General features: G+C 33.5%; 11 protein-coding genes. 9 read left to right on the plus strand and 2 right to left on the minus strand.

The window, feature by feature from the left end; genetic code table 11:
• Positions 1-58 precede the first annotated feature (58 nt).
• From E2R67_RS00325 to E2R67_RS00365, 9 genes are all read left to right on the plus strand, one after another.
• Positions 59-1,036: an ABC transporter substrate-binding protein gene (locus E2R67_RS00325; RefSeq protein ID WP_134288911.1), complete on the plus strand. Its 978-nt coding sequence runs from the start codon at positions 59-61 to the stop codon at positions 1,034-1,036.
• Positions 1,029-3,530 (plus strand): bifunctional diguanylate cyclase/phosphodiesterase, encoded by a 2,502-nt coding sequence (locus tag E2R67_RS00330; protein ID WP_134288912.1) that lies wholly within the window; start codon positions 1,029-1,031, stop codon positions 3,528-3,530. Before E2R67_RS00325 ends, E2R67_RS00330 begins: the two co-directional genes overlap by 8 nt.
• A complete protein-coding gene (locus tag E2R67_RS00335) occupies positions 3,523-5,268 on the plus strand; it encodes an autotransporter assembly complex protein TamA (RefSeq protein WP_243836912.1) in 1,746 nt (581 codons plus the stop codon). The genes E2R67_RS00330 and E2R67_RS00335 overlap by 8 nt, the downstream gene beginning before the upstream one ends.
• Positions 5,265-9,215 carry a translocation/assembly module TamB domain-containing protein gene (locus E2R67_RS00340; RefSeq protein ID WP_134288913.1) on the plus strand — a complete coding sequence of 1,317 codons (3,951 nt, stop codon included), beginning with the start codon at positions 5,265-5,267 and terminating at the stop codon, positions 9,213-9,215. The genes E2R67_RS00335 and E2R67_RS00340 overlap by 4 nt, the downstream gene beginning before the upstream one ends.
• Positions 9,216-9,593: 378 nt before the next feature.
• On the plus strand, positions 9,594-10,286 hold the full coding sequence (locus E2R67_RS00345) for a hypothetical protein (RefSeq protein WP_134288914.1): 693 nt from the start codon (positions 9,594-9,596) through the stop codon (positions 10,284-10,286).
• A 95-nt stretch (positions 10,287-10,381) separates the two neighbouring features.
• Positions 10,382-10,585 (plus strand): hypothetical protein, encoded by a 204-nt coding sequence (locus E2R67_RS00350; protein ID WP_134288915.1) that lies wholly within the window; start codon positions 10,382-10,384, stop codon positions 10,583-10,585.
• Between the two features lie 163 nt (positions 10,586-10,748).
• Positions 10,749-11,282: a hypothetical protein gene (locus tag E2R67_RS00355; RefSeq protein WP_134288916.1), complete on the plus strand. Its 534-nt coding sequence runs from the start codon at positions 10,749-10,751 to the stop codon at positions 11,280-11,282.
• Between the two features lie 271 nt (positions 11,283-11,553).
• Positions 11,554-11,883: a type II secretion system protein GspD gene (locus E2R67_RS16970; protein WP_134289033.1), complete on the plus strand. Its 330-nt coding sequence runs from the start codon at positions 11,554-11,556 to the stop codon at positions 11,881-11,883.
• A gap of 264 nt (positions 11,884-12,147) precedes the next feature.
• Entirely contained in the window at positions 12,148-12,660 is a 513-nt protein-coding gene (locus E2R67_RS00365) for a hypothetical protein (RefSeq protein WP_134288917.1), read from the plus strand.
• 579 nt (positions 12,661-13,239) lie between these two features.
• Here E2R67_RS00365 and E2R67_RS00370 read toward each other — a convergent pair.
• On the minus strand, positions 13,240-13,488 hold the full coding sequence (locus E2R67_RS00370; protein WP_134288918.1) for a DUF3297 family protein: 249 nt from the start codon (positions 13,486-13,488) through the stop codon (positions 13,240-13,242).
• 178 nt (positions 13,489-13,666) lie between these two features.
• The gene (locus E2R67_RS00375) at positions 13,667-15,733 is read right to left on the minus strand and encodes a putative bifunctional diguanylate cyclase/phosphodiesterase (protein WP_134288919.1); all 2,067 of its coding nucleotides are present in this window, start codon (positions 15,731-15,733) and stop codon (positions 13,667-13,669) included.
• Positions 15,734-16,001 lie beyond the last annotated feature (268 nt).

Genomic DNA, 16,001 nt, shown 5'->3' on the forward strand with positions numbered 1-16,001 from the left:
TTTTTTTATTCATTTTCCTGTAAAATGATTATTCCTCAATTGATACTTAAAGTTTGTTATGAATTTATGTTTTGCTAAGTGTTTTAAACGACTTATTCCTGTCGGTTTAGTCCTTTCTATATTCGGGTGTTCACCCTTTGATAAGCCGCTCAATATTGGTGCCGCACCTTGGCCTAATTTTGAATTTGCCTTTTTAGCTGATGAATTGGGTTATTTAGATAAAAATGAATACTCTTTATTAGAATTAACTTCATCAACCAGTGTTATTCAAGCTTTTCAAACGGGTCGTCTTGATGTTGCTTTCCTATCATTAGATGAAGTATTAACGCTGGTTGCGTTAGGTATTGATTTACGCATTATTTCTGTTGTCGATAATTCATATGGTGGCGACGCTTTAATTGCAAAACCAGAGATTAAATCTCTTGAAGATCTTAAAGGGCATTCTATTGGCTATGAAAATAAAGCATCTGGCGCTTTATTATTAGATGAAGTATTTACCTTAACAGGATTTAATAACCAAACCGTAGAACTCTACGAAATCAAACAAAATGAAGTCAAAGATGCTTACTTAAAAGGGCACATCGATGCTCTGATTGCACGCGAGCCAGTTAAGCAAGAGCTATTAGCTTTAGGTGCAAAAGAATTAATTAATTCTAGTCAGTTAACTTTACCTAACACCAACGTGATTGTAGCGCGTGGCGATATTTACCAAGAAAAAGAATTACAAATCGCTTATTTTTTAAAACAATTTTATCGTGCACATGCTTTTTACGAACAAAATACAGCTGAAGCACTAACAACTATGTCAGTGCGATTACAACTTTATCCTTACTTATTAGAAAAAGCCTTTTTAAATACCCGCTTTGTTCCTTCGAAACAGGCATTATTACGTTTGTCTGGTTCACCTTCTAATATTCAATTACAAGCAGAGCAACTCAGTAAACTTATGAGTGAAAAGCGTATGCTTGGACAAATCCAAACTGACCTTTCTTCTCTCATTTCGACTCGAATCTTAGAGCGTGCTATTTATGAATAAACTTCGTCAAACTTCTTTACGCATTATATTGCCTTCGATTCTTTTTACTGTATTCATTATTTTACAGGGAAGTTTATTTTTTCTTGAGTATCGACAAGACCAACAGAAACTTTACGTTGCTGCAGAACAACATGTTAAAGGGATAGCAGGGGACTTACAGATGGGCTTGTCTAATACGCTAATGCGTTTAGAAAAAGCACAAGCACAAAACTTAGTTTCAACTACGGCATTAGACGAAAATATCGAAACTATTGCCGTTGTTGATAGTAATCAGCAAATTGTATTAAGCAACCATTTCCGTGAAAAATACATGTTCGCAAAATTACATCTCGCTGAATATGATGGTTCTTTATTAGAACGAGTGATTAATGAAAACAAACTGATTTTTAAATATGTTGATGAACGCCAAGAGTTAATGGTTTACGCCCCATTACAAATGATCTCGAAGGGAAATAGTTTAAACCGTAAGTTTAATGGCGTGATATTTATCCGTTATTCACTCACTGATGCTTATAACGCTTTAGCTTATGAAGCTTTATTCGATTTTATTAAAATTGCATTAACCCTTGTTGCTAGCTTATTTTTATTACTTTATTTCATTAATAAACTTATTTTTTCTCCATTAAAAAAATTGGCTCAATCAACGTTAGTTTCTGATATCAATGATCCGATTCATGTAGACCTGACTGGGTTAGGTGAAGTGGGGTTATTACAACGTGCTTTTTCTAAGTTAACTTCAGAAGTGACTAGCAACATCAATACGCTTTCTGCTAACGAACAGCGTTGGTTGTATGCTTTAAGTGGAGCGAGAGATGGGGTTTGGGATTGGGATATAGAATCCGATCAAGTGTATTACTCTCCCCGCTGGAAAGAAATGCTAGGTTACCATCAAGATCAGATTAAAACTGATATTAGCGAATGGGAAGAACGCATTCATCCCGAAGATTACATCAATGTATTTAAAGATTTGAAATCACACTTTATTGGTAGCAATTCTTTCTTTGAAAACACCCATCGTGTTATTTGTAACAATGGCGAATATCGTTGGATACTTGCTCGTGGACAAACTATCTCTTGGGATATGAACGGCGATCCACTACGTATTATTGGTACGAATACTGACGTAACTTTTTATAAAGAAACACATGAAAAAATCAAAGAGCAAACTCAATTTGATGAAGTGACTGAATTACCTAATAGAAAACAGTTAATAGCACAACTTGAACAAGAAAATTTACGTACTCAACATAACGGGTTGCGTGGCGCACTTGTGTTTATCGATTGTAATCAATATAAAACAATTAATGACCTGCAAGGCCATTATAAAGGTGATGAATTACTTTATTTAATCGCAAGAAGATTAGAGGCTCATAAATCAGGTTCTAACTTTATTGCTCACCTCGAAGGTAGTGAATTTGTTGCTATTTTGCCTGACTTACATGCAACGCATGAAAAAACAGCAGATATTGCATTAAACTTCACCAAGCAACTTGATATCGCTTTAAAAGAACCTTTTGAAATTGGCGATGAAGACTTAGTGTTAAGTTGTGCTTACGGTATTACGTTATTTCCAGCGGAAGATACTGAAGCAAATGATTTATTACGCCAATCAGCAATGGCAATGAAAAATGCACAGGATAGCCAGTTTGGTAACATCAGTTTCTTCGCGAAGAAAATTGAAGAAAAAATTCATAGAAACCATACTTTACAATCTCAAATTCACCATGGCTTAGAAAATAACGAGTTTTCTTTGGTTTTCCAACCTCGCGTAGATGTTGATGGAAACCTAGTTGGAGCAGAAGCGTTATCTCGTTGGTTCCGTGGTGATCATGGCTGGGTTAATCCTGCAGATTTCATCCCTGTTGCAGAAGATTCTGACTTGATTATTCCTTTAGGTGATTGGGTTATTCGTAGTGCGTTAACACAACTAAAATCATGGGTAGACCAAGGTTTACCAGAACACTTTAGAACTTTATCGTTAAATGTCAGTCCAAAACAACTGTTGCAAAAAGAATTTACAGAATCTTTAGAGAAACATTTACTAGAGACTGGTGTAAATGCCGAATTAATTGAGATTGAAATTACAGAAACAGTATTAGTAACACACAGAGAATTAGTGATAAACAAGCTAAATAAACTAAGAGCATTAGGCTTCCGCTTTGCTATTGATGATTTTGGAACTGGATATTCTTCTTTCTCCTATTTAAGTATTTTACCTGTTTCAACATTAAAAATTGATCAGACCTTCATCGCTAACTTACTGGAAGAAAAAAACCAGCAAGTTATCGTTAGTACAATTATTACCATGGGTAAATCTCTTGGTTTAGATGTTGTTGCCGAAGGTGTTGAAAATAAAGAACAGTTAGACTTTTTAATCGAAAAAGGATGTAGCCAATTCCAAGGCTATTTTGTTGGAACACCTTTAGCGAATAAAAACTTTCAAACGGTATTGGCTAATGAAAACCTTAAGCGAAATAAATTAGAGAGTGAATAAACTATTTAAGACTTTGTTATGCAGTTTAATACTGACATTTATCCCTTTAAAGGCCAATGCTGAAGTAAGCTTTGATATTTCAGGTGTTGGCAATGACAAGGCGCTAGATAATTTAAACGTTTTTTTAAAGGCACTCTCACAACCAACAGATGCCGATAATGAAAGTTATTTGATAGAAGTTAAAGAGACAAGTAAACAAAGTTTAATCGCTTTAGGCTATTACCAAGCTCGTATAACAACCACGGTAAAAGGCGAGCCAGATAATCAAGTTGTCCAAATTAAAGTTAATTTAGGTGCTCGGACATCAATAAGTAAACTTGACCTTAGGCTCACAGGTGAAGCTTTACAGGATAAAAACTTCCAAAAACTACTTGTAGATTTTCCAATTCAAGAAGGCCAAAGTTTAGACCACGGCGTTTATGAATCAGCTAAAAATAGTCTAATTTCTTTAGCGCAACACTATGGGTATTTTGACGCCAAGTACACCAAAGCAACGGTTGAAGTTACTCAAAAAAACAATCAAGCCACGGTAAATTTATGGTTTGATAGCGGCATTCGTTACCAGTTTGGTGAGATCATTTTTGATACTCATACTCCAGCAGACCAATTTGTACATTCTCTACGCCGATTTGAAGCAGGGGACGCTTATGACACTGACAAATTAAATGAATTCAACCAAGATTTAAAAGAAACGGGCTATTTTAATAGTATTACCATTTTACCTGCAATTGCTAGTACTACGGGTGATCACTACAAAGAAAATAAAGAAAGGAAAATTCCATTACATTTAATTACTTACATGCGCCCACAAGACTCTTTCAATACAGGTTTAGGTTATAGTACTGATGAAGGAGTGCGGGGTAAATTTAGATGGACGCGCCCTTGGATCAATCATTATGGGCATTCTATTGAGACCAATTTTGTTGCATCCACATATAAACAAGAAGCGACTTTAACTTATCAAATCCCGATGGAAGATCCGCTTTATAACTATTTCTCTTTTCAAAGTGGTTACAAAAATTTAGATCAAAACGATACCAATACAGAACAATACATTACCAGTGTTAATCGACATTGGCGATTGGACAATGATTGGTTGCGAACGCTTTATATTCGCTATGATAATGAGTCGGGTATTCAGGGACAAGAAACCTTTGGGACTGAGCTCATTCTTCCTGGCATAAGTTTCAGTCGCACAAGAAGCCGTGGCGGTGTCAATGTACATTGGGGTGATAGGCAACTTGTCTTCTTTGAATTTGCCAATGAATCACTGCTTTCATCTAGTAGTGTTATCAAAGCCTTTGGACAAAACAAAATTATTCGTACCTATGGAAACCATCAGTTTATAAACTCAGCTGAACTTGGTGGCATTTTTGCAGAGACTATTTATGATGTTCCTTCTTCAATGCGCTTTTTTACAGGTGGAGATCAAAGCATAAGAGGTTATGATTACGAAGAAATAGCACCCACTGATGCCGACGATTTTCTAGTAGGGGGCTTTTACCTTGCAACCACAAGTTTTGAGTATCGTTATGCAATCACTCAAAATTGGAAAATGGCTTTATTTACTGATTTAGGAACAGCAACCGATGATTTTTCTGAGCCTCTATCAATTGGATCAGGTGCAGGCATCGTATGGACTTCTCCCGTTGGCCCTATTCGACTCTATGTTGCTAAACCCTTTACAGAAACTGGTGACAGCTTTAAGTTGCATTTAATGATTGGGCCCGAGCTATGACATTCAATTCATTTGCTAGCAAATTCATAAAAGGATTGTTATATACAATCACGATAACGGCTTCACTCTTATTTTTACTACTGTCGCTTGTTTTATTCACAAGTACCGGTAACCAAGATGTATTAAGTTTACTTTCTAAATATGAACCAAGATTAACTATCGATTTAACTGAAGGGAGTTTATTAAGTTCACCTAATATTGCATTAATAAAGTGGGTTGATGGTGAGTCTAGTTATGAGTTTAACCAAGTAAACTATGAATTTGGTTTACGTTGTTTGTTTAATACCTTATGCATTGATTCACTTGCTATAAAAGAAGTTAAAATTAACATTCAGGACAGTGAAGTAAAGGAAACATCTGAAATAAAGGATCCGACTCCTTTTAATTATAATTTTCCACTCCCTGTTTATATTAAAGATATTAATATTCAAGACATTAGCGTCAAAGTAGCTGGTGTAGAAGTGAATGCAGATCAACTGCTTTTAAATGCCGATGGAATCGATAATAATTTATCATTAAGCTCAACAATAAACGGCCTTACTGTTATCTTAGCTGATTCAGAAACGATAAAAACTGAACAGCAAGTTAATCAAAAACACGATCTTAACAAAGACTTTGCCGCCGTGATAAGTGAAGGTGATTTACCAGAAGTGATCCTTCCATTTAATTTAAACGCAAATAAGTTAACCATTAATGGATTTAAGCTTATTCAAAACAAACAAGAAATATTTGTTGCCAACCAAGCGGATAGCCAATTTCTATTTCAGCAGTCAAACATAAAAATACAAAAGTTAAATTTTGACTTACCAGAGGCAAACGCACAATTTGCAGGTGAAATCGATTTAACGGCTAACTATCCGATGGATTTAACTACACAAATACAAATTAAATCTATAGATGCATTAGAACCAGCCAGTTTGTTGACAGGACAGCACATTACATTAAAGAGCCAAGGTGATTTAAGTGAGTTGCATTCTACTTTTGTTCTTAGCAATTTAATCAATGCACAGGGTAATAGCTCCATTGATTTGTTTAAACCGAACTTACCATTTCAATTTAGTATTGAATCATCCGAATTAACATGGCCATTAGCTGAAAAAGAAACTCGTTTTAACGTCCGCAACCTCCATCTATCAAGCAGTGGCGACTTAAAAGAATATACGCTTAACGCAACAAGTGATTATGATATTGAAGGTGTGCCTGAAGGGCACTTTTATTTAACAAGTCGCGGTAATTTACATTCCTTATCTTTGTCTGAATTAATGATTAACACCTTAAAAGGCACTGCACGCTTACAGGGGAAGCTTGATTGGCATGAGCAATTAACTTGGTTCGGTGATTTGAATATTGATCATATAAATTTACAAGAATTGAACCCTACTTATTCAAGTAACTTGAGTGGCACCATCAAACAATCTGTAACACTACAATTAAGTAAAAACAACAAACCAGATTGGGCTTTTGATTTTCCAATGATTGACCTTGATGGTGAACTACTACAGCATTCTTTAAGCATGAAAGGCTCGCTTAAAGGCGATGCTGTTAATGGTATTGATATTCCACAATTGAATATCGTTAATGCGGAAAATAAAATCACAGTAGAAGGAAAAGTCGCTGATACAAATGATTTAGTTTTAACCTTAACGATTGAAGATCTTAATAAAATACAGCCTGATACTTATGGTAAATTAAACGGAACAATCAACTTAACGGGGGACATAGATAATATACAAGCCAATACTGCATTAACCGCTAGCGGTCTTAAATACCTTACAACAAATGCAAGAGACGTTGAGGTTTCAGGTAAGGTTTCTATTGCAGCATTACCGATTGCTGACTTGCAAGTAAAGGTCAAAAATCTCATTGTTAATAAACAAAGAATGGAAAATGTTTCTGTACAAATAACACCGAATTCCGTTAAACAAGCAGAGATTAAACATGATATTAAACTCGATATCGACAGTAAAATAGCCTCCACAGAGTTAGTTTTCCTATTTACACAACAAACTGATAACTGGTTAGCTTCTCTAAATAAAGGAATGATTAAAAGCATTCAAGGTATTTGGACATTAAACCAAGCCGTTGATATAACAATGGTTGAAAATAATCTCAATTTATCTGAGCATTGCTGGGAATCATCTCATTTACAAGAAGTGAAGAGTCAAATTTGTGTTAACCGCTTTATTGCAGGTGAACAAGGGGATATTCGCCTTAAAGTAAATGACTTCTTGCTCTCATCTTTAGCGCCATTAGTCCCTGAAACCTTAGTTTTAGAAGGGGGGATTGATTCGAATGTTAACCTGCAATGGCAAACAAATGAAAAACCGACTGCGGATCTTTCTTTAATTGGTAAATTTATTGCCTTTAATATTTCAGGAAACGATGACAATCAAGACTTTATCCGTTATCCCGTTGAGCATTTAAGTTTACATATAAAAACAGACAAAGAACAAACGACTGATTTTGCATTAAAAGCCCTTTCAGAAGGACTGATCAACGCTGACTTCAAAGGTAAAATTCAACAAGTAACTCAAAACAAACCACAGATTGCCGCTAACTTAGATTTATTTGTCCCTGACTTTAATACCTTTTCTGTTTTGATCCCACAAGTTGATCAGTTAGCAGGGCAGTTACAAGCTAATTTATTGATCCAAGGTGAACTGAATAAACCAGATTTAAAAGGGCAAATATTAATAGCTGATACAGCCATTATATCACTACAATCACCGGTTCAAATAAGCGATTTAAACGCGAATATAATGGTTGATGACAGTCATGCTAAAGTAGATGGATACTTCTTTACTAATAGCAAAACCACGAATAAAAAACGTAAATCTAATGCATTTATTGAAGGGCTCATTTTATTAAAAGATACAGCAGTAAGCGCCCTTAATATTCCTCAACGTATTGCTGAAATTAATAAAGTAAAAAGTACTGAAGCCGCTTCAAATGGCCGTGCTGATTTTACTGGCTATTTAGATTGGGAAAATAATCCTAAAGCGGATATTAATTTTAAAGCAGAACAAATGCATATCAGTGATTATGGTAAAACGGATCTTTATTTAAGTCCTGATATTAATGTTATTTTCGATGAACATCTTAATTTACAAGGTGTTATAAAGGTAGACAAAGGCGAAATTACGGTTAAGGAGTTACCAGAAGGTGCCATTACAGTCTCAAAAGATGTGGTTGTAGTAGATCGTAAAGTCAAAAAAACAAGCGCTGATTTACCTTTTTCAATGGATTTAAAAGTCAATTTGGGTGAACAATTACACGTTAAAGCGTTAGGCTTAGATTCTTATATACATGGTGATTTGTTAGTTGCTAAAACATTATCAAAAGCATTAACTGTAAATGGAGAGTTAACTTTCTCTGAAGGAACTTATCGTGCTTTTGCACAACAACTAGTATTGCAAAATAGCCGAGTAATTTTTCAAGGACAACCAGACACACCATATTTGAGTCTTGAAGCGATACGCGATCCCAATAATATCGAAGATAATGTTACTGCAGGTGTACGTGTCACAGGTTTACCAAGTCAATTAAAGTTAACGCTTTTTTCTGATACAGGAATGTCACAGCAGAACGTTTTATCTTACATTACGCGTGGCCAAGCGATTAAAGAGAATTCAAGTGTCACTAATAACCAAATTGCAGCTGCATTAATTGGCTTTGGCACAGGACAAACAGAAGACTTAATAAATGATATCGGTTCTACGGTAGGCATTAATGATTTAGCGTTAGCAACATCCGGCGATGGCGATCAACAATCAATTGGTGTTAAAGGAACAATCGCACCAGGTATAGAGCTAGGTTATGGCGTAGGCGTATTTGAAACCTTTAATGTATTTTCAATTCGTTACAAACTGTTCGAGAAATTTTATATAGAAGCATCCACAGGATTATCACAAGCCGTTGATGCTTATTATGAATGGGATTGGGACTAAAAAGTTAAAATTAGATAGTTTACGCGAAGTAAAATTCAAGCAAACACAACTTCGCATAATTACCACTTATGTTTAGTATTGGATTAGCCGAATAAAATAGAGACTATGAGGTTATCCAAGACGCGATATGCAGCGAGTAAAATTTTACTCGCGAGCGAAATATTTAACATAAGTAGACATTATGCGGCTCATTGACAGCTTGACTATCAAAAGCTAATTTAGCTTATTGATTAGTTTTATTAACTTGCTATTGCATCATCAAATTTAAGTGAATAAGATAGTTCTATGTATCCATTTTAAATTTGGACAATTCTATTTCATATATTGCTATATGACTGACTGTTTCCATTTTTTATAACAATTAAATAAGGTGTTTGAATGAAATTAGTAAAAATACTACCTGCGATACTTTTTACTTCAACAATATTTGGATGTTCAACAGTAAATTACAATTATGAAGCAAAGGTAGATTACTTTTCTAAACCTGTATTGAACGAAGTGGTTGAAGTTTATGTTGGTGATTACATGATAGATCAGGGGAAATCTGTAACTCTGGATTTTCTAATTTTAAATAGAACAATAGATGGAACATTATACGACATACATAAAGGATCATATTCACGTATTGGTGAATATAAAGGATCATCGTATTTTTCTCCAACAACAAGCAAAGGACAACCTTTATCTTATACTGTTGGTCTAGTCGATACACCTGTAGCTCTCCATATAAATAGTGATAATGAATTGTGTGTTACGTCCGTTTCTTACCAAGCCGCTGCATGTTATGAAGGAAGCTTTAACATAAAAGAAAAAACAGTTGTTGATAGTCAGGCATTTCAACAAACGTTGATATATAACGGTTCTGTAGATGAAAAAATTAATATATCTTATCGAGAGTTCTCTAATGACTCAGCGAGAAACGCTTTCACTAATAATGTTGAATATGACATGAAAAAATCTAATTTTATAAATTATAAAGGAGCTCGAATTGAAGTTATTAGCTATGATAATACTTCGATAAAATTTAGAGTAATAAAGCACTTTCGTGATGACAGGTCTATAGAATTATAAATTGAAAGTATCATAGCAACGAAACAAAAAATTTCTGTTTCGTTGCTAAATTAATTTCCCCATTATCAGATTGTTATAATATAAGGATAATATATATGCCTATAAAAAAATCAGGAAACTTCGATTTATCAGGCGTTATAATGGCAAGAGCAAAAAAAAAGTTACAAACTTTCCTTTCTAGTGATGAAATTACAAAAACTGAAATAATTTTTCAAGATGAGATACTATCATTTAAAGCAGAGCAATCTATTTTAGATAAAATATCTACTGAGTTCCCTAAACCACCTAAAAGTAAGTAGATTTAAAATCTACATTTCATTTAAATATTTACCTTGTCGATTAGTTCTATTAACTTGCCGTTATATTATCATGTTTAAATGAATTAGATGATTTTATGTATATGAACAAACTTCATCCAACAATCGATTAGCCGTTCTATTTCAATAGCTTAGGTTTATTACTATGAATAAATATATTTTACTATTTGCCATGCTTACTCCTATGTCTAGTTTCGCCTTTGATCTTGGAGCATCGAGTTCTGGTAATGATATATCCATTGATTTTTGGACTGGTATTAATGAGTCCCAAAAGATTGGATTCTATTCGCGGACTGTAATTGATTTCGATTCATATGAAGGTGATGATTATGTGAGTGTGTGTGGAGATGGAGAAATATCTAGTTCAACAGAAAGCGGAACTTGCTCTGGTCATAGTGGAGTTTCTAGCACTAAGTTAGCTGAATTCAGTCGGATTGCATTAATTCTCGGCCCAACATATAAATTATCTGAAACAATAGATATTTATGGTGGCATAATCTTTGGTTTCTATTCATCAGATGTAAGCATTGGCGATTCGGCTAGTCTAGATTATTCGAAATATGGAGTTGATATAGGTCTTCGACTTAAACCTATTGAAAGTTCTGATATTAAAATTACTTTAAGTTATGAAACAGAACAAAATCGAACCTCTGTAGGCTTTAGTTATCCGATTTTTTGATAAAATAACTAAAAAAAGCATCCAACATATTCGGCTGCTTATGCATACGTTATGGTATGTACTCCACCGCTAGGTGGTTTAAAGACTTCACGCCTGGTGACCCGCAAGCGCAATATCATTGATTTAGTTTGAATAGAACGAGGCTTAATCAATACCTAAATATTCAATCGTTGAATATTAAAACCATACACCGAATAAACCGCTTGAACTTCAAAGCCAAATAATAAAAAGTAGTTAACAAAAACACGATGCGTAAAATTATCTAGGGAGTATCTATTTATTTGCAAAGAGATCTATTGATACTACTGTTTTATCTCGCTCTGGTGAGACTGTTGTTTTAGGCGGCCTTATTTCTAATAATGTAGTTAAGTCTATTGATAAGATCCCTTTACTTAGTGATATTCCTTGGATTGGGGCTTTGTTCCGCTCTGAAATTGAGACAGTTAGTAAGACTAATTTAATGATTTTTTTAAGGGCAACTATTATAAAAAACAATGAGGCTTTAGGCGAACTTAGCAATAAGAAGTATCAGTCTTTAGATTCAATAAGTAGGGGGCTTGTCACTGATTCTAAGGTTGATATTTTTGACGGTTTTGATTAGCTTTTTATCTGCAACCTTGTGTAATACAAAGTGTATTACTATCTGCGTGTAATACAAAACGTATTACTATCTACGTGTAATACAAAATGTATTACTATCTACGTGTAATACAAAATGTATTACTATCTACGTGTAATACAAAATGTATTACTATCTACGTGTAATACAAAATGTATTACTATCTGCGTGTAATACAAAATGTATTACTATCTACGTGTAATACAAAATGTATTTTTATATCAACAGCTTACTGAGATGTTAAACATGAAATTTTTAATTTTAATATTATCTATTACACTTTCTAATCTAGTTTATGCAGATGTTTTTGATAAGATGAATAAAATAATAGCAAAGCGAGATGAACGAGTTTCGATATTAAAAGATAAGAAGCAAAGAGACGTAACCAGAATGTATTATTTCGTTAATCATATTGACGAAGTTGATACTCCAGAAAAAATAAAATTAGAGGCTTTTCTATCGGGCTTGAAAGAGGGGTTTAGTATTAATTTTTACATGCAAAAACAAGCTTTTGGTAAAACTTGGTTTTGTAGTCATAAAAGCCCTTTTTATGGAAAGAACAGCGATGATTATGTAATTAATTTAATTAAGTGGGTTTATAAAAATCAGCGTCAAAGATTTTCTGAAGATGCTGGAATTTATTCTCCGACTTCGAACGCCTTGGCTTTTGGTTTGCAAGCAAATTTAGGCTGTAGTTTAGATCCTAAAGTTCGTCTTGCAGGTTATAATTATTCGAATTTACTTGAGTTACTTTATTAATAATTTAGTTATTTAGTTATTTAATTATTTAATTGTTTAATTGTTTCAATGAGATATTAAACCTAGTAATTATCTAATGTAGGTTTCTTGTGATGAGAGCGAAGCCTGAGCGAACAGAATGAGAAACTACATTAAACATCCATTTTAAAAATTTTAGACTATTTGCTTAAAAGTAATAGCATGGCTAAGAGTTTATATTTAAATAAATCTATTTGAATAAACCAACAGCTAACTTCGCATAATGTATATTATGTTAAATAGGGTTTGTTTGTATTCATAGAGCTAACAACCTTATCTAAATGGAATGTACAAAGACCTACTTTTATCTGGAGCTCGGGGTTCTATTGAACATAAGGCTATTTAACATAAAATGTATAACATACTGTTATCTTTATGCGCATTACAGTTAGACATGCGATAGCATAAAAACAAGTATTATCATGTTTGGTATCTAAATTGATTGGTTGAATTAATGGCTGGCTTGAAACTAAGATTTAGGATGAAAAGTTAATTGTATGCATTTGTAAATAAACAACCTTTTAATACTGAGAGATTAAAAGGTTGTTTCTAAAAGTGAGTTTAACGGTAAAACGCTTCAACAACACCTTTCGCCGTTTTCATTAGCGGTTGACCACGACGGTCTAAAGCTTTGTGCGCTGGAATTTTCACCCAACCTTCACTGATACAGTATTCTTCAACGTCAAAACGCTCTTTACCATTAAATTTAATACCGATTTCATGTTCTAACACTTCTTCATTATAATGCGGGCTACGCGGATTAACTGAAAGTTGATCAGGTAATTCCGGTAGTGATTGTGTATCGTTCATTTACGTAACCTATTGTGAATAAAAATCGAGTTATTGTAGTCAATATAATCATTACGCTCAATACTTAGCAAACAAAATCAGTTAGCCAGAATGCAATTATGTTAATTAAGTTGGTAGTTTTAAAAAGTTAACCTAAGCCCCCTACTTTTAAACTATAAACTTTCAGACCTACTTTTTGTTATTTAACACTGTTTGTTAATGATAATTGACGTGTTGTTTTAGCGTTAGGATCAAGTATAAGTGTTTTTAAATCGTCCCAAGGCATTGGTTTAGCGAATAAATACCCCTGTATCATATTACAACCATGCTCTACCAGGAAGCTATACTGCTCAGGCTCTTCTACACCTTCACCTATTGTTTTTAACTGATATGAATTAGCAATAGAAATAATGGCTTTTACCATAGTCGCTTGCGTATCATCTAACGAGTCTAAATTATCGATAAATGACTTATCTATTTTTAGATTATCAACAGGATAGTTAATAAGCTGTGAAAATGCCGTATACCCTGTCCCAAAATCATCTAGAGTAAGGTTGATACCTAAAGCATGCACAGATTTTAATGTCGCAATACTCATTTCGTCGGTATCAACTAAACTTGTTTCAGTTAATTCTAATTCAATCCAACTTGGGTCTATCTTGTAGAGCGTTAATAGCTCTTTTAATTGTTCTGCAAAAAATGGATTATGTAATTCAGCTGCAGAAATATTTATACAGAATATTAAAGGAGATTCGATTAAAAACTCAATTTCTTTTGTTATTTGTTTAAATGTTGCTTCTATTACCCACAAATCAATGTTTTTAATTAGATTATATTCTTCAGCAATTGGAATGAATATATCAGGTCCAATCCCTTTCAACGTATTCAAATTGGTACGCAATAAAACTTCAACACTTACCATTTCTAAGCTAGTTGCATCGAAAATTGGCATAAAATTTAAATGAAAGTCATCTTGAATAATTGCATTTTTTATTTTTTCAGCGGTTTGTTTACGGAAATAGAGATCTTGAGAAACACTTTCATTGAAAATTTTATAACGATTCTTTCCATCTTTTTTTGCGTAATACATAGCTGAATCAGCACGAGCTAATAAATTCTCAAATGTTTTAACTTCTTCTTCTAATTCTGAAATACCTAAACTAACGCGAACCCGAGTTTCGTGCTCCTCTAATAGAATAGGAATATCAAGTACAGACAATAAATCAGCGGCAAAGCTATTTAATTGCTGAGGTTTCAAACCGAGTATCACTAAGGCAAACTCATCACCAGACAATCTAGCGAAGGCATAAGTAATAGAAACGGTTGAATCTAAGAAGTTTTGAATATGATTAGAAAACTCTGTTAATAGTTGATCGCCTACTTGATGACCATAGCTATCATTTACTTTTTTAAAATCGTCGAGATCCAAGTAAAACATATACAAATGTTGTTGCTTGGTTAAGGTAAGAATTTTACGCGTTGTCCAATTTCGGATCCCTTGACGATTATATAAGCAGGTCAAAGTATCGGTCATCGACATTAGCTTTAATTTATTGCGCTGTATTGTAATAAGACAGATAACAATAATTAACCATATTATTAGCATAAGCTTTAATAAGTTAGATTCAGAGATGAGTTCTCCATATAAAACGACACTTTTAATGACAATTTTATAATTACCGACTACATCCATACTATCGGTTAATATCTCAATATACGAGACATTAGAAAGGTCAACTTGGCTATGATTAAAACCAATTTTATATTGCTCCACCCACCAATTATCAACTTTTAATGCTTCAAAGGGTATTTCGACGGGTGATTTATGTAAATTAGGATTATATGCAATGCTATTGAACTTGAGTGAAACAATATCATCAGCATTAGAATAATATTCATTAAAATTTCGGAAGGTAACTTTTAATTTTGCGTCATTTATTGGCGCTTTATAATCAATTTCAAGTGAAAAGCGCTTAAAATGACTAAGATCCAATCCATTTCGAATGCTCTCTTCACCCAATGAAATCCCAACTCCACAGTAATCGTAAGATCCCATTTTGACGAGTTCACATTGAAATGAAATGCCTTCACTTTTTATTAGCTTAGAATCAACATCTTTACTTTGAATAAGTACACGTCTTGTATCTTGTGTTTTAATTAAAACAGGATAGGCAGTATCCATGAGTCCAATTCGATGTGAAATGAAAGTTGCGAGAGAAAGGAAAAATAATAAAATAATTATTTTTACATTAAAATCTGAGTACACAGTTTTTCCTTACTATGTTTTAGACAAAGAATACACATAGTTAATAATTTGATAACAATAAACCAACAAGATAATTCAATATACATTATTTAATATCACATTTCTTGCAACATCCACTAAACATCATTTAACAGTGTGTTTTGTGTACAGATTTTCTGAAAACATTATCAAAAACGGTGAAGTTGAACCTATATTATAGGTAGATAATCACTTTTAAAGAATTAAATAAATAAAAACATAAAGGAAAAATCCTTTTTTATTATCAGCT

This window comes from Psychromonas algicola (genome assembly GCF_004378355.1).
GTDB lineage: Bacteria > Pseudomonadota > Gammaproteobacteria > Enterobacterales > Psychromonadaceae > Psychromonas.